18 protein-coding genes are annotated in these 25,100 nt (G+C 67.0%); 6 read left to right on the forward strand and 12 right to left on the reverse strand.

Annotated features, from left to right (window positions below; all coding sequences use genetic code 11):
• Window positions 1-315, forward strand: a 315-nt coding sequence (locus AC1DYI_RS06020; protein WP_477203168.1) for a hypothetical protein, incomplete at its 5' end; no start/stop codon positions are given.
• Between the two features lie 25 nt (window positions 316-340).
• On the opposite strand, the gene AC1DYI_RS06025 is transcribed toward AC1DYI_RS06020, so the two are convergent.
• Complete coding sequence (locus AC1DYI_RS06025) at window positions 341-1,243, reverse strand: sterol desaturase family protein (protein ID WP_477203169.1); 903 nt, start codon at window positions 1,241-1,243, stop codon at window positions 341-343.
• A gap of 132 nt (window positions 1,244-1,375) precedes the next feature.
• Between AC1DYI_RS06025 and AC1DYI_RS06030 the strand changes: the two genes are divergently transcribed.
• Complete coding sequence (locus tag AC1DYI_RS06030; protein ID WP_477203170.1) at window positions 1,376-2,293, forward strand: LysR family transcriptional regulator; 918 nt, start codon at window positions 1,376-1,378, stop codon at window positions 2,291-2,293.
• A 97-nt stretch (window positions 2,294-2,390) separates the two neighbouring features.
• Here the strand turns inward: AC1DYI_RS06030 and AC1DYI_RS06035 are convergent, their stop codons facing one another.
• The 6 genes from AC1DYI_RS06035 to AC1DYI_RS06060 form a co-directional block, all read right to left on the reverse strand.
• Window positions 2,391-4,700: a hypothetical protein gene (locus AC1DYI_RS06035; RefSeq protein WP_477203171.1), complete on the reverse strand. Its 2,310-nt coding sequence runs from the start codon at window positions 4,698-4,700 to the stop codon at window positions 2,391-2,393.
• Window positions 4,701-5,147: 447 nt separating this feature from the next.
• Window positions 5,148-5,822, reverse strand: coding sequence for a hypothetical protein (locus AC1DYI_RS06040; protein WP_477203172.1), 675 nt, complete (start codon window positions 5,820-5,822; stop codon window positions 5,148-5,150).
• An 87-nt stretch (window positions 5,823-5,909) separates the two neighbouring features.
• A complete protein-coding gene (pbpC, locus tag AC1DYI_RS06045) occupies window positions 5,910-8,084 on the reverse strand; it encodes a penicillin-binding protein 1C (protein WP_477203173.1) in 2,175 nt (724 codons plus the stop codon).
• A complete protein-coding gene (locus AC1DYI_RS06050) occupies window positions 8,081-14,224 on the reverse strand; it encodes an alpha-2-macroglobulin family protein (RefSeq protein ID WP_477203174.1) in 6,144 nt (2,047 codons plus the stop codon). The genes pbpC and AC1DYI_RS06050 overlap by 4 nt, the downstream gene beginning before the upstream one ends.
• A 63-nt stretch (window positions 14,225-14,287) precedes the next feature.
• Window positions 14,288-14,815, reverse strand: a complete 528-nt coding sequence (locus AC1DYI_RS06055; RefSeq protein ID WP_477203175.1) for an N-acetyltransferase family protein — start codon at window positions 14,813-14,815, stop codon at window positions 14,288-14,290.
• Window positions 14,812-15,402: a helix-turn-helix domain-containing protein gene (locus tag AC1DYI_RS06060; protein WP_477203176.1), complete on the reverse strand. Its 591-nt coding sequence runs from the start codon at window positions 15,400-15,402 to the stop codon at window positions 14,812-14,814. Before AC1DYI_RS06060 ends, AC1DYI_RS06055 begins: the two co-directional genes overlap by 4 nt.
• A 78-nt stretch (window positions 15,403-15,480) precedes the next feature.
• On the opposite strand from AC1DYI_RS06060, the gene AC1DYI_RS06065 reads away from it, so the two are divergent.
• Window positions 15,481-16,461, forward strand: a complete 981-nt coding sequence (locus AC1DYI_RS06065) for a DUF72 domain-containing protein (protein ID WP_477203177.1) — start codon at window positions 15,481-15,483, stop codon at window positions 16,459-16,461.
• A 120-nt stretch (window positions 16,462-16,581) separates the two neighbouring features.
• On the forward strand, window positions 16,582-17,118 hold the full coding sequence (locus tag AC1DYI_RS06070; RefSeq protein ID WP_477203178.1) for a hemerythrin domain-containing protein: 537 nt from the start codon (window positions 16,582-16,584) through the stop codon (window positions 17,116-17,118).
• 87 nt (window positions 17,119-17,205) lie between these two features.
• On the opposite strand, the gene AC1DYI_RS06075 is transcribed toward AC1DYI_RS06070, so the two are convergent.
• Window positions 17,206-17,514, reverse strand: coding sequence for a putative quinol monooxygenase (locus AC1DYI_RS06075; RefSeq protein WP_477203179.1), 309 nt, complete (start codon window positions 17,512-17,514; stop codon window positions 17,206-17,208).
• A gap of 110 nt (window positions 17,515-17,624) precedes the next feature.
• Here AC1DYI_RS06075 and AC1DYI_RS06080 point away from each other — a divergent pair, with 110 nt between their 5' ends.
• Window positions 17,625-18,590 (forward strand): GlxA family transcriptional regulator, encoded by a 966-nt coding sequence (locus AC1DYI_RS06080; RefSeq protein WP_477203180.1) that lies wholly within the window; start codon window positions 17,625-17,627, stop codon window positions 18,588-18,590.
• A gap of 9 nt (window positions 18,591-18,599) precedes the next feature.
• Here the strand turns inward: AC1DYI_RS06080 and AC1DYI_RS06085 are convergent, their stop codons facing one another.
• From AC1DYI_RS06085 to AC1DYI_RS06100, 4 genes are all read right to left on the reverse strand, one after another.
• A complete protein-coding gene (locus AC1DYI_RS06085) occupies window positions 18,600-18,908 on the reverse strand; it encodes a hypothetical protein (RefSeq protein WP_477203181.1) in 309 nt (102 codons plus the stop codon).
• A gap of 128 nt (window positions 18,909-19,036) precedes the next feature.
• Window positions 19,037-20,074, reverse strand: a complete 1,038-nt coding sequence (gene rtcA, locus AC1DYI_RS06090; protein WP_477203182.1) for an RNA 3'-terminal phosphate cyclase — start codon at window positions 20,072-20,074, stop codon at window positions 19,037-19,039.
• Window positions 20,075-20,129: 55 nt separating this feature from the next.
• Window positions 20,130-21,350, reverse strand: coding sequence for an RtcB family protein (locus tag AC1DYI_RS06095; RefSeq protein WP_477203183.1), 1,221 nt, complete (start codon window positions 21,348-21,350; stop codon window positions 20,130-20,132).
• A gap of 799 nt (window positions 21,351-22,149) precedes the next feature.
• Window positions 22,150-23,730 carry a vWA domain-containing protein gene (locus tag AC1DYI_RS06100; protein ID WP_477203184.1) on the reverse strand — a complete coding sequence of 527 codons (1,581 nt, stop codon included), beginning with the start codon at window positions 23,728-23,730 and terminating at the stop codon, window positions 22,150-22,152.
• A gap of 206 nt (window positions 23,731-23,936) precedes the next feature.
• Between AC1DYI_RS06100 and AC1DYI_RS06105 the strand changes: the two genes are divergently transcribed.
• Window positions 23,937-25,100: RNA repair transcriptional activator RtcR family protein (locus tag AC1DYI_RS06105; protein ID WP_477203185.1), on the forward strand; the 1,164-nt coding region annotated here is incomplete at its 3' end.

Genomic DNA, 25,100 nt, shown 5'->3' on the forward strand with positions numbered 1-25,100 from the left:
GGCTTTATCTACCAGCAGACGATGGCGCCCATCCCGAAGCTCGGCACCGGCACCGGCAGCGCCTGCGCGCGCGACATCAATCGGCGCGGCCAGGTCGTCGGCTACGAAAACGTCGAGGGCAGCGTGTATGTCGGCACGTTGTTCATGCACGGCAAGATCGTCGACCTGAACCAGCGCCTGACCCCTGCCGATCGCGAGGTCTGGCAGATCACCTCGGCCAACGCCATCAACACCGACGGCGAAATCGCCGCCGATGCCACGCACAAGGTCTACGGCACGCACCGGGGCGTGGTCCTGAAGCCGGTCGCGCAGTAAGCCCCGGGCGGCTGTTGGCCGCGTTCTACACCCGCGTCCCGATGACCCTGGTCGGTGTTGCCGCTGCGGCCGGCGCTTCTTCGTAAGCCCGGCCGCCCGGCCGCAGCGCCGAGTGCTCGCGCTCGGAGTGCGACAGCGGGTAGAACATCTGGTCGACCCAGTGCTCGTCGCCGAACAGCCTGTCGTCCATCAAACCGACAGCGCCCGGGTACTGCCGCGTGATGTGGGCGGTGCCGAACAACACGTCCCAGAAGAACAGCAGATTGCCGAAGTTGCCCTTGTAGTGGCCGATGCCGTCGGCATTGGTCAGCGCATGGTGGGCCCAGTGCGTGGCGGGTGTCGAGATCGTCCGCTCGACAAGCCACATCAGAGGACGCAGCGCACGAACGCGGTACAGCGGTTCGTCCCAGCGCCACGCCGAGTGCGCGCCCAGGATGACTGCGATCTTCACAAGGATGTAGACGGTGTAGACCGAGCCGAAGCCAAGGTAGATCAGCACGCCGCTCAGCCACAGCCCCGGCATCATCAGGTAGTAGAAGAAGTTGTTGCGGTAGGTGATGCGGATGCTCATGTACTTGGCCGAGTGGTGCGCCCGGTGCAGCGGCCACAGCAGCGGCGTGTGCGACACGCGGTGCCACCAGTACTGCGTCATGTCGTCGGCCACCAGCAGCACGCCGACCATCGCCCACCACGGCAAGTTGGCCCAGGCGCCCTGCTGCTGCGGCATCAGCCAACTGCACAGCTGGTTGGCACCCAGCAGCGCCACAGGCTGAGCCACCGCGACCAGGCTGAGGAACATCAGCAGCTCGAGCTTGGTGTCGTTGCCGGTGGCATGGACGGTGGCCCGGTACCGCCGCGAGACGAACTCCATCCCGGCGAAGCCGAGGATCAGGACCAGGATCAAGGCGTTTTGAAGCGCAGGCAGCATGGGCGGTCTCCGGAAGGCCTGGCGGTGGATGCCGCCGGCCCGAATGATCGGGATGCGCTATTAGTCGACGCCGGCTGTGATGTGTCCAATGCAATGTTGACAACATCTCAATGCACCAGCAGCATTGGTGCGATGGATTTGAAGCGCCTGGGTCACCTGCTGGCATTGGCCGATGAACGCCACTTCGCGCACGCCGCGGAGCGTGTGCACCTGAGCCAGCCGGCCTTCAGCCGCAGCATCCAGTCGATCGAGCGCGATCTCGGGCTGCGGCTGTTCGACCGCGAAACAGGCGACGTGCGGCCGACGCCGGCTGGCCTGTTCGTCATCGAGCGCGCGCGCCGGCTGCTGTTCGACGCGCGCAGCCTGCAACGCGACGTGGCGCTTTACCGCGACAGCCAGCTGGGCGACACCGCCTTCGGCGCCGGCCCGATCCCGGCCACGACCATCATGCCGCGGGTGATCCCTGCGTTGCGTCAGCAACACCCGGGGGTCGGGCTGCGCCTGGAGATCAGCAACTGGCAGCTGCTGTATGAGCGGCTGCTGGCCGAAGACATCGAGTTCTTCGTCGCCGATGTGCGCGACCTGCCGGCCGACCCGCGGGTCGGCGTGTCGTCCATCGGCCGACAACCGGGGCACCTGTTCGCGCGCGCCGGGCATCCGCTCGCGGGCCGGCGCTGCCGCTTCGCCGAAGCCTGGGGCCACGGCATGGCGGCCAACAAGCTGCCGCTGCAGGTGAAGGCGCTGATGGGGCAGCTGCTGGGCCTGCCGCGCGGCGTCAACCCAGTGCTGGCGCTGGAGTGCGACGACACCGCATTGCTGCGCGCACTGGCACGCAGCACCGACACTGTGATCGCCACGTCGGACGCGGCACTGCGCGACGACGTTCAAGCCGGCGTGCTCGTTCAGCTCGATATCGCGGACCTGCCCCAGGCCCATGTGGAGATGGGCATCGTCTCGCTGGCCAACCGCTCGCTGTCGCCAATGGCCGTGCGGGTGATGGACTGCGTGCAAGAGGTCGCTCGCAGCCTCAACATCCAGGCAGGCCACTGAAGCGGGCGGCCGTGAGCCGCCGAATCGGCAGGAGCCCGCCACAGCAGCGAGATGTCGTCTGCGCCCGCTGCGCTTTCCGTCATCAACGGCCCCCTGATCAACCGCCGGTTTTCTGGCCCTGCGGCAGCACGGTCGTCGTCACGTCGTTGGCCACGATGATCTCCACGCGCTCGAACTGCGGCCCGAGGGTGCCGGTGTCGTACACCGTGTAGCCGATGCCGTGGTGGAACACGGTGCCGGCGTTGACCCACCCACTCGCCGTGGCCGGCAGCTGCAGAGCGTCGCCGACATTGCCGTCGACGATGAGCTGATGGCGCCTGACACGCGCGGGGAAGACGAAGGTGCCGTTGGTCCAACCCAGCGCGGCCTGCGTGGTCTGGTTGATCAGGTTCATGCCGGTGATGTCCTGAACGTCCTTGACACCCAGCCGCAGCGTGTTGTTGCCGCTGCCTGTCAGGTCGATACGCTCGATCGACTCGAGGCGCGACACGCTGCCGGGCACGCTGCCACCCTGATTGGCCACCTTGCCGAGATCGAGCGTGATGCCAGCGCCAGAGAGCTGGAGCGTATCGAGCCCTGCGCCGCCATCCACCCGCGAAAGGCGCGTCGTGTTGCCGCCCTTGCCGAAGCGGTTGGCCAGCGCCTTCACATTGCTCGCGTTGAGCACGAACACGTCATCGCCAGCGCCGCCGTGAAGCACATCCGCGCCGCCGTTGCCGACGAGCGTGTCGTTGCCGGCACCACCCGCCAGACCGTTGGCACCGGACGTGCCGGTCAGGGTGTCGTTCGAGCTGCCGCCGACCTGACCGAACTGCGATTGGCTGAACGCGCCTTTGATCGAGCCGAAGATGACGTAGCTCCGGCCCGCGCCTTTGCGGTCGCCAGCGTCGACGTGTGAATCGCCCACGATCAGATCGATCAACCCGTCGCCATTGACGTCTCCGGCCTCGACAGCGGCGTTGTAATAACGGGCACTGCCGATTTCACCCACGATGGCAAAGCCGCCGTCTCCCGCGGCGACGGAGGACAGTTCCACGGCCGCGGTCTGAGTCTGCCCGAAGACCACGTAGCTGTTGCGCTTGACGCTGTAGGTGGACATGCCACTCAAGATGACATCGGGAAGGCCGTCGCCGTTGACGTCACCGCCCGCACCCACCCAGTAGCCGACCTTCTGGTCATGGCCGTGAATCGGGAAGCCGCCGCTTCCTGCCGCCACGTCGGACAGTTCCACCTGCTGGGTGTTCTTCTTCCCGAACACCACATAGGCGCCGCCGAACTTGCCGAACTTGGGCGCGCCGATGACCACATCGGCCAGGCCGTCCCCGTTGAGGTCACCGGCACCGGCAACGCTGGCACCGGTGCCATCACCCTCGACGTCGAAGACTTGCCCGTTGATGACGAAGCCCCCCTGCCCGTTTTTTAGGGCAGACAGGTCGACCGGCGAGGTCGTCGATTTTCCAAAGGCGACATAGCTGACGCCGTAATCGCTGCCGTATTCGCCTTCGTCGTAGCCGAGCACGATGTCCGCCAGGCCGTCGGCGTTGACATCACCAGCGCCGGCCACGCGGCTGCCGACGCGGCCGCGAATGGCAAAGCCGCCGCCTGTTCCGTTGCTGATGTCGGCCAGGTTGACGGCCGCGGTGTCGATCTTTCCGAACACCACGTAGGCCGCGCCGTCCCGGTGGTAGTAGGCGTTGGTCGCCGTTTCGACGATCAGGTCCGCCAGGCCGTCACCGTTCACGTCACCGGCGGCAGCGACGTTGGCTTCGTACTCCGAAGCGCCGAAGCCATTGACGACGAAGCCGCCGCCTGCGCCGCTCGCAATGGCCGAGAGTTCGACGGCAGCCGTGTCGGTCTTGCCGAAGATGACGAAGTCTTGCCCCCCGCCACCGAAGGGCGCATTCATGACGATGAGGTCAGCCAGCCCGTCGCCGTTGACGTCGCCCGCGCCGGCCACGCTGGTTGCCGCGGCGGCCTTCGACCACCCGTTGATGACGAAGCCTCCCTTGCCGGCGGCAATGTCGTTCAGGTCCACGCTCTCCAGCCCGGCCTTGCCAAAGATCACGTAGCCCTTGCCGGCGTACTTGACGCCGTTCACCGTGGCATCCGGCGCGCCGACGATCAGGTCTGCCAGGCCGTCGCCGTTGACATCTCCGGCACCGGCCACGCTGTGGCCGCTCGCATCGTCAGCGCCTTGTCCATTGATGACGAAGCCACCTTGCCCAGCCGCGATCTTGGCCAGCTGGATCTGCGTTGCCGCCTTGGGCTGAGAGACGGCCGGCTTGTCCGGGCGCGCTGCGTTCGCCGATACCGACGCTGCGCCCAAGGCCACGGTCGATGCGAACCCGAGGGCCATGGCCAAGGGGGTGAGCTTGTGGCGATGGCCACCATTCCAGAATGCATTCATCTGAACCTCCATGGCTCCGTGGAGCCCGGGTGAAGCGCGGCACAGTACGCGCGGGATTGAGGGGGCACGCGATGGACCCCGCCGCTTGTCCGATGCGGGCGCGGGTTCACTTTCGCCCTCGGCGGATTGACGGGTCAGCGGACGATCCAAGCCCCGCGGCGATTCATGCGAGCGGTTTCGGCCATACGCACCTGACTCTAACTTGTCAGTTTAGCGACATACGAGGCGACACGACTCTGCAGTTACTCGGCGTCACACTGTCTTTCACATCTCGCCGTTCATCGAGCTGACCCACTAACACGTTAGGTTAGCGTCACAAGCTGCCAGCGCGCGGGCATCATCGTCATCAAAGGTCACGATCGATGAAGCCCCGGGCGATGCAGTCAGCAGCCCAGCGCCTCGGCGCGGCGCGACAGGGTCCCCTTGCTATCGCCGCAGAATCTTGCGTCACTTCAGCTCGTAGCCCTCCCCGAGCTCGGTGGTTTCGAACAGGCGATAGATGACGGACGCCGTGTCGACGAACGGGTACTTGGCCTTGTACTGTTCGAGGTGCTCGGCGAAATCCGCTTTGCCCTGGGTGTAGAAGCGCCACGGAATCGGTGCGCGATAACAATCGACGCCCCAGTTGCCGACATACACCACCTCCCCGGCAGCGACCTTGAAGCTTCCCAGCTTCGACCGGCCTGCGGACACGATCTCGGCTCGACTTGGCTTGATGGCGCCGACCTTCGACATCGATTGTGAGAAGCCCACTTCGAAGGCCGTGAGGTGATATTCACCAGGCTCGACGAGAAAGGCGTACGGCACGAAGTGCTTCGGTGGCGCGAGCCTCGAAGGGTTCTCCAGGCTCAGGCTGGTCACCGAGGGACTGACCGCAGGGGCATCATTCAGAGGGCCACGTTCGAAGACGAGCGCACGCAGCTGCGCGTTCTCGTAACGCCCGCATTTCCAGACACGGGACCAGTACACGTCGAACAGCACCAGGCCCTTGCTCTGCTTCGACGCGCTGAACGAAGCAGCCGTGGCTTCTTCTGCGCCGAGAACGGTGAGCGGGCTGATGGCCAGAAGGCTGGCTGCCAGCAGAGTCGGTGCAATCGTTCGTTGGAGCATTTCAAACACCATGGCAGCCCAGTGGAACGCCGTCGCGGACGAGGATGGACATCTTCATGGGCGTTCGGTGCAGATGTCGATTCGAATGCAATGAGTTCGCTACGACGTTGAAGGGCGCTGGGATCCAACCGCTTTTCCATTCTGGAACACCGCCCGCGCCCCACGCACCTCGAACGCGACCGCTTCGCGCACCTCGCCACGCGCATCCAACAGCTCCAGTTTGTGCGCCCCGGGCCAGGGCAACCAGTGCAGCGGCTGCGCCGCACCGAGCACCTTGCCGTCGAGCCGCCAGCGCCAGCCGACGGGCATCGCATGGGCCGGGGCGATGCGCATTCTTTGCGCCGCAGGTGGGATGTCGGGGTCGAGCGCGAGCACGGTGCGATCGATCGGTTGGGCGATCAGTGCTGAAGGCGGGGCTTGCTCGGCGCGCACGACCGTGGCCTGCTCGGTGCCAGCCAGGAACCACTCGCTGCGCGGCGGTTCGACCGCCGGCTCGAAACGCATTGACTGGCGCACCAAGCCGGGTGGCACTGCAGCCGCGGCCGGCTCGGCGTCACGCCGCCAGAGCTCGTCCATCACCGCACGCCAGATCGGTGCGGCACCGCTGACGCCGGAGACGTCGGCCATCGGTTGGCCGCTGGCGTTGCCGACCCAGACCGCGACGGTGTGACGGCGCGAGAAGCCGACGCACCAGTTGTCGCGCATGTCCTTGCTGGTGCCGGTCTTGACCGCGCTCCAGCGCCGCGTCGCGAGGGCGTTGTCGAGGCCGAAAGTGACCGCGCGGGCTTCGCGGTCGGCCAGCATGTCGGCAACGATGAAGCTGGCAGCCGGGTCCATCACATTGCGCGGTGCTGTCTTCGCATCGACCGGCTTGAAGCGCAGCGCCGATATGCGGCCGCCGTTGGCCAGCGCGCGGTAGGCGTTGGCCAGGTCGGCCAGCGCGACCTCGGCCGAGCCGAGCGCGAGGCTGTGGCCGTAGTAGCCGCCGCTTTCGCGCAGGCCCAAGCCCAGCGCCTGCAATCGTTCGTGAAAGGCCTCGGGCGTGACCACCACCAACGTGCGCACCGCCGGCACGTTGAGCGAACTGGCCAGCGCAGTGCGCACCGACACCAGGCCCTTGAAACGGTGGTCGTAGTTCTGCGGGATGTACAGGCCGCCGACCGTTTCCAGCCCCAGCGGCGAGTCGTCGATCAGCGATGCGGCCGTCAGCCAGCGCTGCTCGATCGCCAGTTCGTACAGGAACGGCTTCAAGGTCGAGCCGGCCTGGCGGCGCGCGAGCACCCCGTCGACCTCACCGGCCTGCGACAGCTCGGGCCCGCTGGAGCCGACCCAGGCCAGCACCTCGCCGCTGGCGTTGTCGATCACCAGCAGCGCGCCGTCGTCGACCTGCCGGCCCCGCAATTCGGCCAGCTGACGGCGCAGCGTGTCGCGTGCGAAACGCTGCAGGCCCGCGTCCAGCGTGCTGCGCACCTGCGCCGCCGTTTCGCCACGCAGCAGCCGGCGCGCCAGGTGCGGGGCCAGTTGCGCATCGGCATCCAACCGCGTCGCCACGGTGTGGCCAAGCGCGAAGACTGTGGCGCCTTCGAGACCTGCGCAGTCCAGCCGCTGCTCACGCAAGATGCCGCAGGCCCGCTGACTGACGACGACAGGCGTCGCGTTCGGCGCGCGCAGCAAGGCCACCGCGATCGCCGCCTCTTGTGCGTCCAGCCCACTCGGCCGTTTGCTGAACAGCGTGGCCGACATCGCCGCAATACCGACCTGCTCGCCGCGGAACGGCACCAGGTTCAGGTAAGCCTCGAGGATCTGGTCCTTGCGCCAGCGCTTGTCCAACACCAGCGCGGAGCCGGCCTGCGTCAGCTTGGTGCCGACACCGCGGCTGCCGCCCTGGCCACTGCCTTGCGGGTCGAGCAGGCCGGCCAGCTGCATCGTCAGCGTCGAAGCACCACGCGTGCGCGTGTTCCACAGATTGCCGAACGCGGCCGCGCCGACGGCCGACCAATCGACACCGCTGTGTTCATAGAAGCGCTTGTCTTCGGACAGCAGCAGTGCAGTGCGCAGCGCCGGCGACACCTCGGTCAACGGCACCCAGTCGAGCTTGCGCACCTTCAGGTTGGTACGCAGCGTCTGCAGCGGCTCGCCATGCCGGTCCAGCAACACCTGGTCGGACGGGCGCCAGGCGGCGCGCACGTCGTCGAAGCGCGGCAGTTCGCCAGCGACCGCGGCCGATGCCGCCACGCTCAGCAGCAACCAGGTGGCGAGCTGCCGCAGCCTCACGGCGCGACCACCCAGCGCGGGTTCGGCGACTCACCGAACATCTCGGGCGCATACATCGCCTCGACCCGCGTTTGCGGCAGGCCGAAGTCGCCCGGGTTGTTCAGCCGCACGGTGTACTCCAGCACCAGCGGGCCCTTGGGCAGGTAGCGGTAGTAGGCGCGGAAGGCCTCGAAGCTGCGCTCTTCATAGGCCAGCCAGCCGCGGCTGTCGCTCTTCTCACCTTCGGTCGACAACGCACTGTCGCGGCCCAGGCCGCTGCCCAGCAGCGTCGCGCCACCCGGGATCGGGTCGTGCACGACCACCCAGGTCATGTCGGCCTGCGCGTCGATCTTCAGCGTCACGCGGTAGACATCGCCGCGGCTGTAGGCGCCCTTCGCCTTTTGCTCAACCGGCGTCAGCGTCTTCTCGATCCGGTAGCCGCTCGTGAAGGGTTTGTCGACAGGTACCGCGGCCTTCGAGATCAGCGTGAGCCATGGCTTGCCGGTGCCTTCTTGCGTGACCTTCAGGTCCCCCACTGACAAGGGCGCCGATGCCGCGCCGATCTTCGGCGCCGGCCAACCCATGGACAAGGTGCCGCCCTGAGGCTTCGCACCCCAGTCCAAGGTCAGCGCTGGTGCACCCTCGAAGCCCGCCTTGGTGCTGCCATGGACCGGCTCGCTCTCGAAGCGGCGCGAGAAGGACTCGATCGCCAGCACGCCCCAGGCATTGGCCGGCGTGGTCGACCAGCGGCCGTACTGGTGGCGCTGCAGCGCACCGGTCACCAGCCGCGGCATGTCGTCTTTCCAGCTGGGGCGCTGCATCACGGCCAGCAGCAGGCGCACCGCGTTGCTGTCGCCGTTGGCCATCAGCCACCACCAGTTGTCGTCGCGTTCGGTCGAGAAACCCATGCGCGTGCCCTGCACGTTCAACCGTGCACGCAAGATGTTCTCGGCCTCGGCGATACGCTGCTCACGCTCGGGCAGGTTCGGCGTGCGGTCGAGCAGCATCAACCAGTCGATCAGCGCCGCGGTCGGCCACTGGTTCGGCAGGATCTGGATTGATTGCAGCATACGCGGCTGCACCTTGCCGCTGCGCGACAGCGCCTCGAGCGCGCTGAGCTTGCGCACATCGAGGTCGCCGTTCTTCAGGAACGCCGGCACCCAGAACTTGCGCTCCAGCCGCCCTTCGACGAACGCGACCAGGCCGGACTCCATCCGGCTCTTCGCCGCATCGGGGATCGCGTAGTCGCTGCCTGCCTCGGCACTGATCGACAGCAGGTAGGCCGTCAGCGTGTCGCTGCCGGTGTTGCGGCTGTCGGCACCGGGGGGAAAGTAGTGCGCCAGGCCGTCGTCGTCCAGGTACAGCGGCAACCGCTCCATCAGCGACTGCCAGCGCGGCGCGTCGCGCAGCCCGATCGCGATCGACGCCTGCTGCTCCAGACAGACCCACGGGTAGCGCCAGAAGTATTCACGCACCCCCGGCAGGCCGTCGGCCAGCTTGGGCTTCAGGCCGACATCGATGCCACCGCGCATCACGCCCTTGGCATCACGCAACGCTGTTTGTGGCGGCGCCACGGCCAACGAAGCGACCTTGTCCAGTTGCACCAGCGTGGCCTGCTGCACCGTGACGGGCACGGCCTCGGCCACCTTCTGCGTGAACTTCATCTTGTCGCGCGCGGTCGCACTCTCGGCCTGCAGCGTCCAGTCGAGAGATTTGACGTTGAACGGCACCAGCGCGTCCCAGGCCGCCTCTTGCGCGCCGTTGGGTTCGATGCGCAAGGTCTGCGGCGCCATCGTCTGCGCGCCTTCGCTGCTGTTGATGCTGGCGCTCAGCTTGACCTCCATCGCTTGCGCGGTCGTGTTGCGCAGCGTCACGCTGGCGCGGTAGCGGTCACCCTCGCGCACCAGCGGCGGCAGGCCCGCGAGGATCTGCAAATCCTGCGTGCTGCGGATGCTGGCCTGGCCAGTGCCGAACAGGCCGGCGTTGGGGCCTTGCACCGCGTCGGCCACTGCGACGATGCGAAAGCTCGTCAGCGCGTCGTTCATCGGCACGTTCAGCGTGGCCTGGCCGTTCGCATCCAGCGTCACGCGCGGGTTCCACAGCAGCAGCGTGTCGAACAACTCTCGCGTCGGGAAGTTGCCGCCCCCGCCGCCGGCCGGCGCGGCCTTCTTGCCGAAGTGCCGCTTACCGATGATCTGCATCTGCGCGGTCGAGGTTTCGACGTCGTAGTCGCGGTGGCGGATCATCGCGTTGAGCAGGTCCCAGCTCGCGTTGGGCATCAGCTCCAGCAGCGCCTCGTCGACGGCCGCCAACGCCACCTCGGTGCCGGCCGGCGCCGGCTGGCCGTTCGGCAGCGTGACCTTCAGCTTGACCTGCGCCTGCGCGCGGATCGGGTAGCTCGGCTTGTCGGTCACCACCTCGACTYTCAGCTTGTGGCCCGCGGTGCCGACCAGGATCTCGGCAATGCCGTACTTGAAGGCCGGCTTGGCCAGGTCGACCATCGCGGTCGGCGGCTGCACCGGCTCGCCGGCCTGCTTATAGTCGCCCCACCATTGCGACGGCGACTTCCAGCCCCACTGGAAGAACGAGTACCAGGGCACCTCGCGCAGCCGGCCGCGTACCGCCAGCACCGACACATAGACGTTAGGCCCCCACTCGGGCTTGACGGCCAAGTCGATCGTCGGGTCCTTGCCGTGCAGCTCGATCATGCGGGTTTCGAGGATGCCGTTGCGCTCGATCGCCAGCAGCGCGGTCGCGTGGCGAAATGGCATGCGGACCTGAAAGCGCGCGGTCTGCCCCGGCTCGTACGAACGCTGCTCAGGGATCACGTCCATCCGGTCGTCGTTCTCGCCACCGAACCAGGTTTCGCCTTGCTGCGTGACCCAGGCGCTGGCCGCGGCGCGGGTCGCGTGGCCACCGGTGTCGGTGGCACTGGCAATCAGCTCGATGTCGCCGGTGGTCTTCAGCTGCACATCGCACAGCAGCAGGCCACGCGCATCGGTGCGGCCGGTGCAGACCTCGCCCAGCTCCTCGTCGGCACGCTGGTTGTCGTAGGCATAGAAACCACCGACCAGCCGCCGCCGGGTCGACTGCACCTTGTGCAGCACCGCGCGAAGCGTCACCTGCTGTTGCGCGATCGGCTTGCCGGCGGTGTCCAGCGCCAGTACCTGAGTCGGCAGCGACTGCTTGACCGAGACCCAGCGATCGGTGCGCACCCCCAGCACCACGGCCGAAGGCCAGACGGGCACCGTTTGCGACAACGTCTGGATCTCGCCGTTCGGGTCGGCGTAGGTGGCTTGCAGCAGCAGCTCGGATGCGTTCTGCACCGGCGGCAGTCCGCTCAGCTTGACCTGGCCGGCACCGTTCTTGTCCAGCGTGACGGCGAGCTTGTCGCCGACCAGCTTGGCGTCATTGGCACCACGACGCGAGACCGCATGCTCCTCGTCGTCTTCGTCGAGATAGTCCTCGCCGAAGGTCGGCGTGTTGGCGGCATCGCGCGGCTCGCGTGGGCGCTCGAAGCGGAAGCCCGGGTAGGCCTCGGCCCGCTGTGCCGCGCCGCCCTCGGCCGGCCTCAGCTGCGCCGAGACCCGCACATCGAGCCCGGCGGCACCGCCGCCGTTGCCGTAGTTGACCTGCAGCGCGATCGGCACCTCGGTCGGCTGCACCAACGCTGCTTTCGGCGGCACCAGCCGGCCGGTCATCAGCGGCAGGCGGAACTCCTCGACCCGGAAGCCACCGGTCATCTGAGCGTGGCCGGGCCGGGTGAGTGTCACGTCATAACGGCCGAGCTTGGCGTCACGCGGGATCTCGAAACTCGATTCGGCATAGCGTCCGTTGCGCCAGCTGAGCGGGAACGTGAAGCGCTGGCCCGAGCCCTGGTGCGTGACGATCAGCTCGGTGGGCAACAGCGCTGCGTCGCTGAGCGCAATGCCGGCCAGTTCTTCCTGCCGCGCATAGTGCTTCATCGACACGGTCTGGCCGGCGCGCAGCAGCGTGCGGTCCATCACCGTGTGCAGGCGCTGGGAACGGTCGTCCATGTCGCCCCAACGGCCGCCGTACGGCAGGTGGAAGCGCCAGGCCTCCAGTCCCTGGTTCCAGGTCGACCAGGTGAAGGCCATGTCGGTCCAGCCCTTGGCAGCGTCGGTCTTGCGCGCGCTGACGAAGTAGCCGACCTCGGTGCCGCTTTCACCGTCGCGGCCGTTGCACGACTCCCAGTTCATCGGCGGCAAGACCTTGGGCACCAGCACGAAGCCCTTGGCATCCGTGCGGCCGCTCCACTGCGGCTCGCCGTGGCAGTCGGAGATCTGCACCTGGGCGTCGGCCACCGGCTCGGCCTTGTCGAGCGTGGTCACCCAGACGCCAGAGTTGACGGCACCCCACTTGAAGTGCACGCCCAGGTTGGTGACCAGCGCCGCGGTGCGCACGTACATCGGCGCCTCGCGGTCGAGCAGCGAGCGGCCCAGGCGCGGCGACTCGATCTCGACCACGTGCAACCCCGGTTGCGGCAGCGGAATGCCGACGACCTCGAAGGGCCGGCCCTCTTTCGCGTCGCTGGGCGGCAGCGTCAGTCGCCGCACGTCCTTGACACCACCCATCAGGCTGACGGCGCGCGTCTGCACGTTGCGGGTTTCGTCGGGCGCCACATAGCCTTCGTATTCTTCGTCGCCCTCGCCTTGCCCTTCTTTCTGCTCTTCGCCATAACGTTTGGTCGGACGAGCCGGCTTTTGCGGCGCTGGGGGCGGCGGCAGCTTGATGCCCAACTCGGCCTCCACCGTCGTGCGCGGTAGCCATCGTTCTTGATAGCGCTTGACCTTGGCCAGCCACGTGATGATTTGCTGGTCGTCGGTCAGGCGCACATCACGCACCGGCAGCGGGCCGGTCGCACTGGCACCCTTGACGACGAGGTCGGGCTCGACATGGCGCAGCGTCACCGGCAGCAGTGGCTCGGCGTTCAGCTCCAGGATGCCAAAGGGCGCGGCGGCGAACTTGGCCAGTGGCGGCGCACCGGCGGTCTTCACCGTCAACGGAAACTGGCTGGCGTTGGCCAGCACCCGGCCGGCATCGTCCTTCAACTCGGGCGGCAGCTCGATGCGCAGCGCAGCGGTCTCGGGCAGCGCCGCTTTCCACTGCAGCGCGCTGACGCCTTCTTGCGCGCGCAGCTCTGCCGCGTCGCTGGTCTTGCCCGCGCTGCGGCCGATCAGCCACAAAAAGCGCTGCATGCCGCGGTCCCAGAACGACAGCAGTTGCTCGGTCTGGTCGCCACGGCCGGTTTCGAGCTGCGGCGCCAGGCGTTCACCCGACGGCGTGACCAGCGCGACGCGCTCRGCCACGTTGCGCGGCACCGGCGACGAGAACTCCAGTCGCAGCGGACGGATCGRCAGGCAATCGGCGCGCGAGTTCTCGCGCTCGCAGGTGAAGCTGGCGTTGAATGGCGGCCGCACCTCGTAGCTCAGTCGCTTGTCGGCCGAGTTCGCCACGCCCGACGGGGTGGCGATGCCCTTGCCCCAGACCAGATCGAGCTTGGCGCCCGGTGGCAATGGCCGCGCGCAACGCACGGTCACCACCCGCGCCTGCTGCGCCCGCAGGTTGACCGCCTTCAGGATCTCGTCGCGCACCGCGCCGGTGATCACCTTCAGCGGAATCCGCTCACCCAGCGACGAGACCTGGCAGTGACCGAAGCGCTCGATGCTTTCTGCGGTCGCCGCGCCGTTGAGCAGCAGCGCGAAGACCTGCTCTTCTTCGACCCGGCCACCGCCATTGCCGCTGTCGAAGGGATAGGCGCGCTTGACGATCGGGCCACCGGTGTTGAAGGCGTAGCGCGCGGTGCCGCTGATCTCGCCACCGGCCAAGGCCTTCAGGCCCGGCTTGGCGGTCAGTTGGCAGGCCGTGCCGGCCGGCACGTCTTCCTTGAAATCGAAGACCCAGGTCTTGTCGTCGACCCAGCGGCCGCTGCCCGGTGTCGGGCAGGCCAGGTCGAACGGCGCCGGCAACCGTGGGTCGCCGAAGCGCACCATCGGCTCGCTGAAGGTCGCGCGCACCTGCCGCACCTGGGCCGTCTCGCCCTGCGGCGAAAAGGTCTGCACGCTGAAGGCCTGGGCCGCACTGGCGGCAGCCATGCACAGCGCCAGCGTGGCGCTGCGGCGGAAGTTCTTCTGGTTCATGTCGGGCTCCCATCCCAGCCCGACCGGTGCGGGCCCTGGCCCGCGATGATGCCGTAGCTGCGGCTACAAGTGCTTATAGAAGAAGGTCGTGCCGCAGAAATCGCCGTTGGGCATCAGCGCGTACTTCGGCACCTCGCCCACGCGCTGCCAACCGGCACGCTCGTACAGGCGCTCGGCATCGCCGCCGGTCACGGTGTCCAACACCAGCACCGTCTTCTCTTTGGCGCGGGCCGCGTCGTCGAGCGCAGCCATCAGCTGTTGCGCGATGCCACGGCGGCGCGCACGACGATGCACCAACATCTTGGCCACGTCGGCGCGGTGCGGCTGGTTGTCCGGCAGGCCGGTGATYAGCTGCACGGTGCCGATCAACTTGCCATCGGCATCGTCGGCCACCAGCAGCACTCGCTCGCCCTTGGCCACGCCCTCGGCCACGCCGCGCCAGAAGGCCAGTGCGCGCTCGCGTGGCAGCGGCCACATGAAGCTGACCGACGCGCCGCCTTCGACGCAGTCGATCAACAGATCGGCCAGCGCCTCGACGCAGGCCGCGGCTTCGTTGGCGCCAACGCGCCGGATCGTCACTTGCTCGGTCATCCGTTCCTCCGGGTGGGCATGAAAGGCAGGGTCACCAGCGCGACCAGGTAGCGCGCGGGTGAGCGGGTGGGGTTGCGGTAGACGATGGGCTGGTCCAGCCGCATTGCGAGGCAGTCGCCGGTCTCCAGCCGCCAGTGCGTGTCGCCGACAGTCATCTCCATCACGCCATCGATCATCCAGACCTGCTGGTGGACCTCGGTCTCGCGCGGGCCGCTGTCATAGGCAATGCGCTGGCCAGCGGGGAAGACCACGTCGACCAGCTGGATCGGCGAGCGGGCGGCGGGCGAGACATTGCGCCGGATGTAGCCGGTGGCCGGGTCGGTCCACAGCGGCTGCTCGGCGACGCGGGCCATCGGCGAGGGTTCGGCCAAGACCGTGGCGCTGTCTTCAAACAGCGATGCCACCGTCACGCCGAGCGCGGCGGCCAGCTTGTCCAGCACGACCGCCGTCGGGCTGCTCTGGCCGCGCTCGATCAGTGAAATGTTCGAGCGACTGACGCCGCTGCGCTCAGCCAGCGCGTCGAGCGACAGGCCGTGTGCGTCACGCAGCTCGCGTACGCGGCGGCCAATGCGGGTGTTGATGTCCATACATTCCAGTTTACAGGAATACAAATCCATTAAACAGGAAGACAGATTCTGCAGGCGCGCCGATTGCTGAACAGTGGCATGGCTTCAGCACATGGCGACATTCGCATCGGCATTTCGGGCTGGCGCTATGCGCCGTGGCGCGGCGTGTTCTACCCGCCCAAGCTGCCGCAGCGGCAGGAGTTGGCGTTCGCCTCGCGCATGCTGCCGACGATCGAGATCAACGGCACCTTCTACTCGCTGCAGCGGCCGGAGTCGTTCGAACAATGGCACGACGAAACACCCGAAGACTTCGTCTTCGCGGTCAAGGGCCCGCGCTACATCACGCACCTGAGACGCCTGAAGGACGTGCGGCAGCCGCTCGCGAACTTCTTCGCGTCGGGCCTGTTCGCGCTCGGCGACAAGCTGGGGCCGCTGCTGTGGCAATGCCCGCCTCACCTGCCTTACGATCCGGCACGCTTCGAGGCCTTCTTGAAGCTGCTGCCGCGCGACACCGACGAAGCGCTCACCTTGGCCCGCGAGCATGACGATCGTCTCGATGGCCGCTGCCTGCTGCGGGTGCAACATCCGCAGCCGCTGCGCCACGCGCTGGAGATCCGCCACGACAGCTTCATCGACCCGGGCTTCATCGCCATGCTGCGGCGCCACCATGTGGCGCTGGTGGTCGCCGATACCGCTGGCAAATGGCCCCAGCTGGAAGACCTGAGCGCCGACTTCGTCTATGTGCGGCTGCACGGCGACAAGGAGCTGTACGCCAGCGGCTACAGCGACACAGCGCTCGACCGCTGGGCCCAGCGCATAGCCGCCTGGCGCAGCGGCCGGCAGGTGGCCGACGCGCAACTCGCGTCACCCAAGGCGGCCCCACGCCGAGCCAGGCGCGACGTGTACTGTTATTTCGACAACGACGTGAAGGTGCACGCGCCGTATGACGCGGCCCACCTGGCCAAGCGGCTCGGCCTGCCCACCGGTCTGGCGGCCGACGAACAGTTCGTACCACCCGATGGCCTGCCGCCGCCCCGCAGCCGGGCGCCCGCCTTCGGCCCACCGCGCGCTCGGCACTGACGCGGCGGGCGGTCCTACAACACGCGTCGCCCGGCGCCTACACGACACATCGTCATGGCCGCCCACACTGGGCCGCATTGGCCGCCGCCCGCGGCTGGCACATCCCAGGACCTTCGCCTCATGACCACACCCACCCTCTTCGACGCCCTGCGCGACAGCCACGCCATTCAGCGCAGCCTGTGCCGCCGCCTGACGCACACGCGCAACCCGCAACGGCGCGAGATGCTGTTCCTGCAGCTCAAGGTCGAGCTCGAAGCGCACGCGGCGGCCGAGGAACGATTCTTGTACGTGCCGATGCTGATGACCGACTCGGGGCTCAGCGCGACGCGCCATGCCCTGTCCGAACACCACGACATCGAAGAGCTGTGCGAAGACCTGAGCGTGCGCGACAAGGCCAGCGACGAGTGGACCGAGACGATGGCCGCACTGAGCCACAAGGTGCACCACCACCTGCGCGAAGAAGAACGCAAGTTCTTCAAGGTCGGCGGGCGGTTGCTGACGTCCCGCCACAAGGCACAGCTCGCGCGCGACTACGAGAAAGACGTGGTGCGCCTGCGCCGGCTGTACGCAGAGAACTACAGCACGGTGGCGGTCGACGCGGCCGGTGCGGTGCGCCTGTCACGCCGGGCGGCGCAACATCCGGCCGCACCGGCCTGAGCGGCGCGCAAGAAACGACGGGCCGCCCCTAGCTTCTTGACCCCCGCGGGGGGTCGGGCGCAGCCCGGCCCTGGGGGCATCAGGACATCAGACAGCGCCGCTGTTCTTCACGCCCAGCACCTCGATCGGCTCGATAGCCGGCGGGCTGGCGAACAGCTCGGGCGCCTTGGCCATCAGCGCCTGCGCGATCGGGCCGGTCAGGTGGCCCTGACGGCCAGCCTCGTCGTGGAAGGCGTCGAAGACACCGAACGTCGTCGGCGACAAACGCAGCGCGAACCAGATCGGCGTGGCCGGTTCGTCGCGCGCCATCGTCAGTGCGGCTTGCAGGAACTGGGCGACCTCGGCTTCCTTGCCGGGCTTGGCTTCGAGGCGGGCGAACAGGGCGAGCTTGATCATGGTGATTCCTTGAGAGGGTGAACACGTCGGGGATTCGACGGGGGCCAGTGTCGGCACCGCAGGTCGTTCGCACCATTGCCGCAAATGACATTTTCGATACCATATGCGCCATGAAGATGGCTGTGCTGGCACTTGATGGCGTATTCGATACCGGGTTGGCCTCGGTGCTCGACACCCTCACCACCGCGAACGAACTCGCAGCGCTTCAGCAGCTGCCGGCGCCACGCTTCGACATCACGATCGTCGGCGTACGCAAGCAGGTGAACACCGCGCTCGGTTTGCGCGTGCCGGTGCAGCCGGTGAGTGCCTGCCCGCAACCGGACTGGGTCGTCGTGCCCGCCCTCGGCACCAAGATGCCAGAGCCGTTGGTACAGGCGTTGGCGCGGCCCGACACACGAGACGGCGCCGCCCAACTGGGCGATTGGCATGGCGGTGGCGCACGCGTGGCCGCGGCCTGCATCGGCGGCTTTTTGCTCGCCGAATCGGGCCTGCTCGAAGGTCACGAGGCCACCACCACCTGGTGGCTCGGGCCGCTGTTTCGCCAGCGCTACCCGGGCGTGCGGCTCGATGAGTCGCGCATGCTGGTGCCCTCAGGCGATTTCGTCACCGCGGGCGCGGCGATCGGCCACCTCGACCTCGCGCTGTGGCTGGTGCGCCAGGCCAGCCCCGAGCTGGCCGCTGTCGTCGCGCGCTACCTGCTGGTCGATTCGCGGCCGTCACAGGCAGCCTTCATGATCCCCGACCATCTGGCGCATGCCGACCCGCTGGTGCAACGCTTCGAGCGCTGGGCCCGCGGCCGACTCGATCAGGGGTTTTCGCTCGACGCCGCGGCCGACGCGTTGGCCACCAGCAAGCGAACGCTGCAGCGCCGGCTCGAGGCCGTGCTGGGCAAGTCGCCGCTGTCGTACTTTCAGGATTTGCGCGTCGAACGCGCGGTGCATTTGCTGCGCACCAGCCCGGCCGACATCGAGAAGATCGCGGCCGAGGTGGGCTATGCGGATGGGGTGACGCTGCGCACGTTGTTGCGCAAGCGGCTGGGGCGTGGCGTGCGCGAGTTGCGCGAACGGGCCCGTTGACTTGCTGGCTCAGCCGCGCAGGCGGTCTTGCACGCGGTCGATCACCTGCCAGCTGAGGTCGGCAGCGGCTTGCTGGTGCATGAAATGGCCGTGCTCGACGAAGTAGCGGTCGGCCAGCGCTTCGCGCAGCGCCGGTGCCTGCGACACGTTGGCGGGTAGGTCACGCGGCGAACAGCCGGCCAGCGCCTGCTTCAGGCGGCGGGCGTACAGCTTGTAGGCCACCGGGTCCAGCCGCACGCGGCCGTTTTCCATCTCGTGCAGCTTCTGCGCCACGTCGAGCACGTAGAGGATCTGACCGGAGGAAGCGGGCAAAGGCATGGTGTGGGGGTCGCCAAACGCGAGTCGCATTCGAAGGCCTCCAATGTCGCCGGGATGGCCCCCAGGCAATCGACTGAAAAGCGGCCGCACACAGGCGTTTGTTACCTGTGGCGACCGCTTTCGCCCGTTCAACGCGGGCTGATCGTTACGCGCCAGGCGTCACCACCACCCTGCGTCTCGCAACGCACCGGCAAGAAGGTCTCGATGACCTGGAAGTTGGTGCGGGCGTGTTCGGTCAGCTCGGTGAAGCTGTAGGCGGCGGTGCGGCCGCTGTCGTGCACCGCCAGCGCCAGCGGCAAGGCCAACTGATCGGCCAGGTGCGGGCCGACCGCGCCGTTGCCAGCCTGGAAGGCACGCAGCTCGGCCACCACCGCCGCCGCGACGCTTTCGGCGCTGCGACTCTTCTCGCCAAACGCGGTGACCAGCTCGGTCACCTGCTCGTAGGCCAACGTCGCCATCAGCGCATTGCCGGGGCCTTCGTCTTGTCGGACGGCTGGCGTGCGCAATTGATCGTGCGACCAGCCCATGGCCGCGCCGAGCGCCGACAACTCGCGGGTCGCGACACCACGGGGCAGGCCGGGCACCAGGCATTCGGCATAAGCCTCGCGCAGTGCGCCACGGTGCAGCAGGTCGAACGGCTGCAGGCCATGCTCCGCCGGCGTGATCGTGGCCACCGCTTCGCCGCCACCGGCCGGGTAGAAGCCATGCCGGCGCAACGCCAGCGCCAAACCGACGCCCATGCGTTTGAGCAACGGCGCGAAACAGCGCTCGATGAAGTGGAACGGCGGCGCCATCGGGTTGTGCGTGCCGCCGCTCAGCTCGATCCGGCTGGGCGTGGCCGCGCGCATCAGCGCCGGCAGCACGGTCTGCAACACCAGCGTGCAGCTGCCGGCCGTGCCGACCGCGAAACGGTAGTCGCCCGCGCGCACGGCGCCCGGCTCGAACTGCAGCGCCGACGAGCCGAGCTCGGCACCACTGACCACTGCGCCGCTGATCGCCTGCGCGGCGTTTACGCACGACAGGTGCTGGCGCATCAAGCCGGGTTTCGAACGCTTGGCGCGGATGCTGTGGATGCGCAGCGGCTGGCCGGTGCACATCGCCAGCGCCAGTCCGGTACGCAGGATCTGGCCGCCGCCTTCGCCGACGGAGCCGTCCAGTTCAATCATTTGGGTTCTTCCTCTTCTTTGTTGTAGGTCGCCGCGCAGTGGCTGCGCGAAGGGCTCAGCCCTTCACGCAGACCACCTGCTTCAGCGTGTGCACGACTTCGACCAGGTCCTTCTGCGCATCCATCACCGCGTCGATGTCCTTGTAGGCCATCGGGATCTCGTCGATCACGTCCTTGTCCTTGCGGCATTCGACGCCTTCGGTCGCCGCGCGATGGTCGGCCAGCGTGAAGCGACGCTTGGCTTCGCCGCGGCTCATCGTGCGGCCGGCGCCGTGCGAGCAGCTTTCGAAGCTCTCCGGGTTGCCCTTGCCGCGCACGATGTAGCTGCGTGCGCCCATGCTGCCCKGGATGATGCCCAGCTCGCCCTTCTTTGCGCTCACCGCACCCTTGCGGGTCACGAACACGTCTTCGCCGAAGTGCGTTTCCTTCTGCACATAGTTGTGGTGGCAGTTCACCGCCTCGATGTGGCTCTGGAAGTTCTTGTGCAGCACGGTCTTCGCGGCCTCGATCACGCGGCGCATCATCACCTCGCGGTTCTGCTTCGCAAACTTCTGCGCCCAGCCGACGGCGCGCACGTAGTCGCCGAAGTAGCGCGCACCCTCTTCGAAGTACGCCAGGTCACGGTCCGGCAGGTTCGCGTTGTTGCGCAGCGCGTCCTGCTTGGCCAGCTCGATGAACATCGTGCCAATCGCATTGCCGACACCACGCGAACCCGAGTGCAGCATGAACCACACCGCGCCTTCTTCGTCGAGGCAGACCTCGATGAAGTGGTTGCCGGTGCCCAGCGTGCCCAGGTGGTTGCGGTGGTTGGTCTTTTCCAGCTTCGGGTAGTCGCGGCACAGTTCGGTGAACTCGGGCTCCAGCTGCGACCAGGCGGTGTCCACCGCGCCGGGAATCTTGTCCCAGGCACCCGGGTCACGCGCGCCAGGCGAGCGGCCATGCGGCACGGCGCGCTCGATCGCCGAACGCAGCGGGCCCAGGTTGTCGGGCAGGTCCTCGGCACGCAGCGTGGTCTTGCAGGCCATCATGCCGCAGCCGATGTCCACACCGACCGCGGCCGGGATGATCGCCTTCAGCGTCGGGATCACCGAGCCGACAGTCGCTCCGATGCCCAGGTGCACGTCCGGCATCGCCGCGATGTGCTTGAAGACAATGGGCAGGCGCGCGGCGTTGGCCAGCTGGCGCTTGGCCTCTTCTTCGACAGGCACGCCGCGGGTCCACATCTTCACCGGCACGCCGCCGGGGATTTCTTCAACGTTGTAGTTCTTCTGTTCCATGATGTTCTCTCTCTCAACTGATCTGGTGGACGCGGCGGGAGTCGAACCCGCATCAATGCAGCAACCAGGGATTCGATCCCCTGGCCTAGTCGGCGATTGGAAACGCGCGCCAGTGACGACCCGTCATCGGAGCCGGCACCTGCATCCTCAACCGTACTCGCCAACCAACTTGACCCGCTGCACCTGGTTTTACCCAGGCTGCCGGCAATATCAACATTTTTGGCAGTGGCGCTCCCTTCTGTGCCAGCGCGCCCTTTGTCTTTACTTTCCTGGAGATGCCTCGCTGCGACGAGGTTTGATGAAACGTATTCGTGCTCTACCCACTGAGCTACGGTCCCTCTGATTTGGGACCGGCGGGATTCGAACCCACGACCACGAGCTTAAGAGGCTGTAGTTCCATCTGCATTCGCAACGCGACATCAAAAACAGCGCGACGAGGATCGGCAAGACAACTGCCACGACCGGTTTCCCGGCTGAGGGTTCGACCCCTCAGGGCTTCCAATGTAGTCCTGCCTGCATTCGCGCAAAACACTTGCTGTTTGTTCAACGGCTCTCGGGTGGCGACGAGAGAAATGGTGAGACTTTGATCGGGAAAAGATGTAGTCCACACCAAGCATTCGCCACCCGACAGCCGTCGACAGGGCTGGGTTGGATGGGTGCCGCAAACGACCAGATTCACAAGAGCGGCCGGCCGGTTGCCCGGCTGCGGGCTTGCAGGCCCGCGTGGCCAAGTGGTGCTGTACTCCTGTGCGCATTCGCTTGCGGCACCGTCCTCACCTCCCAGTGACTTTCACCTTCTTCATTGCACGTTCAACGAGATCCTGTCGATCTCGCCGACCCAGTGATCGGCGCCAATCTGCCCTTGGGCGAACTGCGCCACCTGCGTGAACACCGCGTCCGAGAAGCCGCCGACATTCATGATGTCGGCACGCTCGGCTGCCTGCGTCGTCCCGTGCGGCTGGATGTCGATGCAAACGAGCTTCGCTTGCGGGCAGCGCTGCTTCAGCTCCGCCCACTCGCGCATCGTCTGCGTCGCCCCATGGCGGCGCGCGTCGACCCACGACTCGTTGTCCGAGACCAGGATCACCACGTCCACCTGCGCCTTCTCCCAGTTCAACCAAGTCAGCGGCGCGCTGCAGTTGGTACCCCCACCACCGATGGACGCCAGCGCCTTCGCGTTGGTCATCACCGAATCACGGGCGTTCAACGCCAGCTTCACCACCGCCTGCTCGAACGGCATCACACGCGCCGACGGGTTCTTGCGCAACACCGCCGCTGCCACCAGGGCCGCGACATCGATGCAACGCACGCTCGACGTTGCCGAACCACGGTGGCCCGTCACTGCCGAGCTCATCGAGCCCGACACGTCGGGGCACACCACCACACGGCCATCGAACGCCGGCACGTTGGCCAACGCCGCTTCCATCGCGTCCTGCAACGCATCGCGGACGATCGCCGGCACCGCATCGCCGGTCGCCATGAAGGCCGACATCAGCTGGTACGGCAGCACACGCGCCTTCGCCACGGCCTGCGGGTCACGCAGCTTCGCAGCGATCACCTCGGCCATGCCGTCGACACCGAACACACCGTGGCGGGCAAAGGTGTTCAGGTTCTGACGCACCATCTGCCACGAACCGGCACGGGCGATCTGCGCCCACTGCGCGGTGCTCAGCTGCAGCGCGGTCAGCATCTGGAACGGCACATCCGGCACGTCCAGCGACGCCGCCACACCCAACGCCATGCCACGCTTGAAGCGCTCGAACGCCTGCGTGATCGGCGGCAGCTCAGCCTCGACGAAGGGCTTGCCCAGCAACCAGGCGAACCAGGCCGCACGCCAGGCTTCCGCCGGCTTCGGGTGAACCATCTTCACTACGTCCGCCAGCGACGGCGTGTTGCCCACCGAAGCCGCCAGCAACTGCTTCTCGCTCGCGCTCAGCAGCCAATGCTGGACCAGTTTCTTCGGACGCGAGCCGAGTGACTTGCGACCCACCGCACCACTGCGCACGATCTGCACGAAGTTGCGCAGCATCTTGCCGCTGTCGATCACGCGGCCGAACACATCGTTCAGCAGCGCGACATCACGCACCGCCAGCGTCGCAGCCAGCAGCGCCGGCATGTCCTTCATGTGGCCGGCCGAGCGGGCATAGATCGCCGTCTTGGCGACGAACGCCGGATCCACCTGCTGCGCCAGCGCCAGCACCTGATCGAGCTGGGTGTCAGCATTGGCATAGAAGGTCTGGCTCAGGCAACCGGTGGCCGCCAGCTGCGCCAGTTGGTGACGCGGGCTCAGCGCATAGGCCGGCGCGCCGTGGTGGTTGGTCGCTTTCGCTTGGGGCAGCAGCGCGCCCTTGCTCGAATGAAACAGCTGCGTGTTGACCATGGGTGTTCTCCTTGTTCTCGCATTCAACTTTTGTGCTTCTTCTATTGCAACGGGTGTGCCAGGTTGGCCAAGCAGCGCTGGATAGATCTCCTATCTCGTTGATTTCAAATGATTTATTTCCTTCTAACGTCAAGGATCGATACACTGAGCCCAGTCAAGAACCGGCCAACTGCTAGCATTGCAGCTAGTCATTTATCTACATTGCCATGCCCAAGAAGACTGTCGTGATCGGCTTTCTCGGCACCCAGCTCGATTCGGGCCAGGGCGCCGGGCGGTGGGAGAAGTGGCGCCCCACGATTTCGCTGACCCAGCACGAAGACACGCTGGTACATCGGCTCGAGCTGATCTACACGCCGCAGCACGAGGCCTTGGCCCAGCGCGTGAAGCAAGACATCGCGACCGTGTCACCCGACACCGAGGTGCGCCTGGTCGAGATGGCCATCGCCGATCCGTGGGACTTCGGCGAGGTCTACGCCGCGCTGTACGACTGGACCCGCCGCTACCGCTTCGACCCCGACCGCGAGCAGTACTGGACGCACATCACCACCGGCACCCACGTCGCGCAGATCTGCATGTTCCTGTTGGTCGAGTCACGCTTCATCCCCGGCGTGCTGCTGCAGACCGCGCCGCCGAAGAAGCAGGTGCAAGGCAACCCCGGCAGCTATGCACTGATTGACCTCGACCTGTCACGCTACGACGCGCTGGCGCAGCGCTTCGAAGCCGAGCAGCGCAACGCGGTGGACTTCTTGAAGAGCGGCATCGCGACGCGCAACAAACGCTTCAATGCGCTGATCGACGAGATCGAGCGTGTCGCCGTGCGCTCACGCGCCCCTATCCTGCTGACCGGGCCCACGGGAGCCGGCAAGTCGCACCTCGCGCGGCGGATGTTCGAGCTGAAGAAGTCGCGCCATGAAATGAAGGGCGAGTTCGTCGAGGTGAACTGCGCAACGCTGCATGGCGACGGCGCAGCGTCCACACTGTTCGGTCATAAGAAGGGCTCTTTCACCGGCGCAGCAGCAGACCGCGCCGGCCTGCTGCGCACCGCGCACGAAGGCGTGCTGTTCCTCGACGAGATTGGCGAGCTCGGCCTGGACGAGCAGGCGATGTTGCTGAAGGCGGTGGAGGAAAAGCGCTTCTTCCCGATGGGCAGCGACCGCGAAGTCACGAGCGACTTCCAGCTGATCGCCGGCACCAACCGTGACCTTCGCATCGACGTGGCCGCCGGACGTTTTCGCGAAGATCTCTACGCCCGCATCAACCTGTGGTCGTACACACTGCCCGGTCTGGCGCAGCGGCCGGAAGACCTGGAGCCGAATGTCGAGCACCTGCTGGCGCGCGCGGCTGCCGAGTCAGGGCGCGCAGTGCGCTTC

The organism is Ideonella sp. P3_A4 (genome assembly GCF_056403075.1).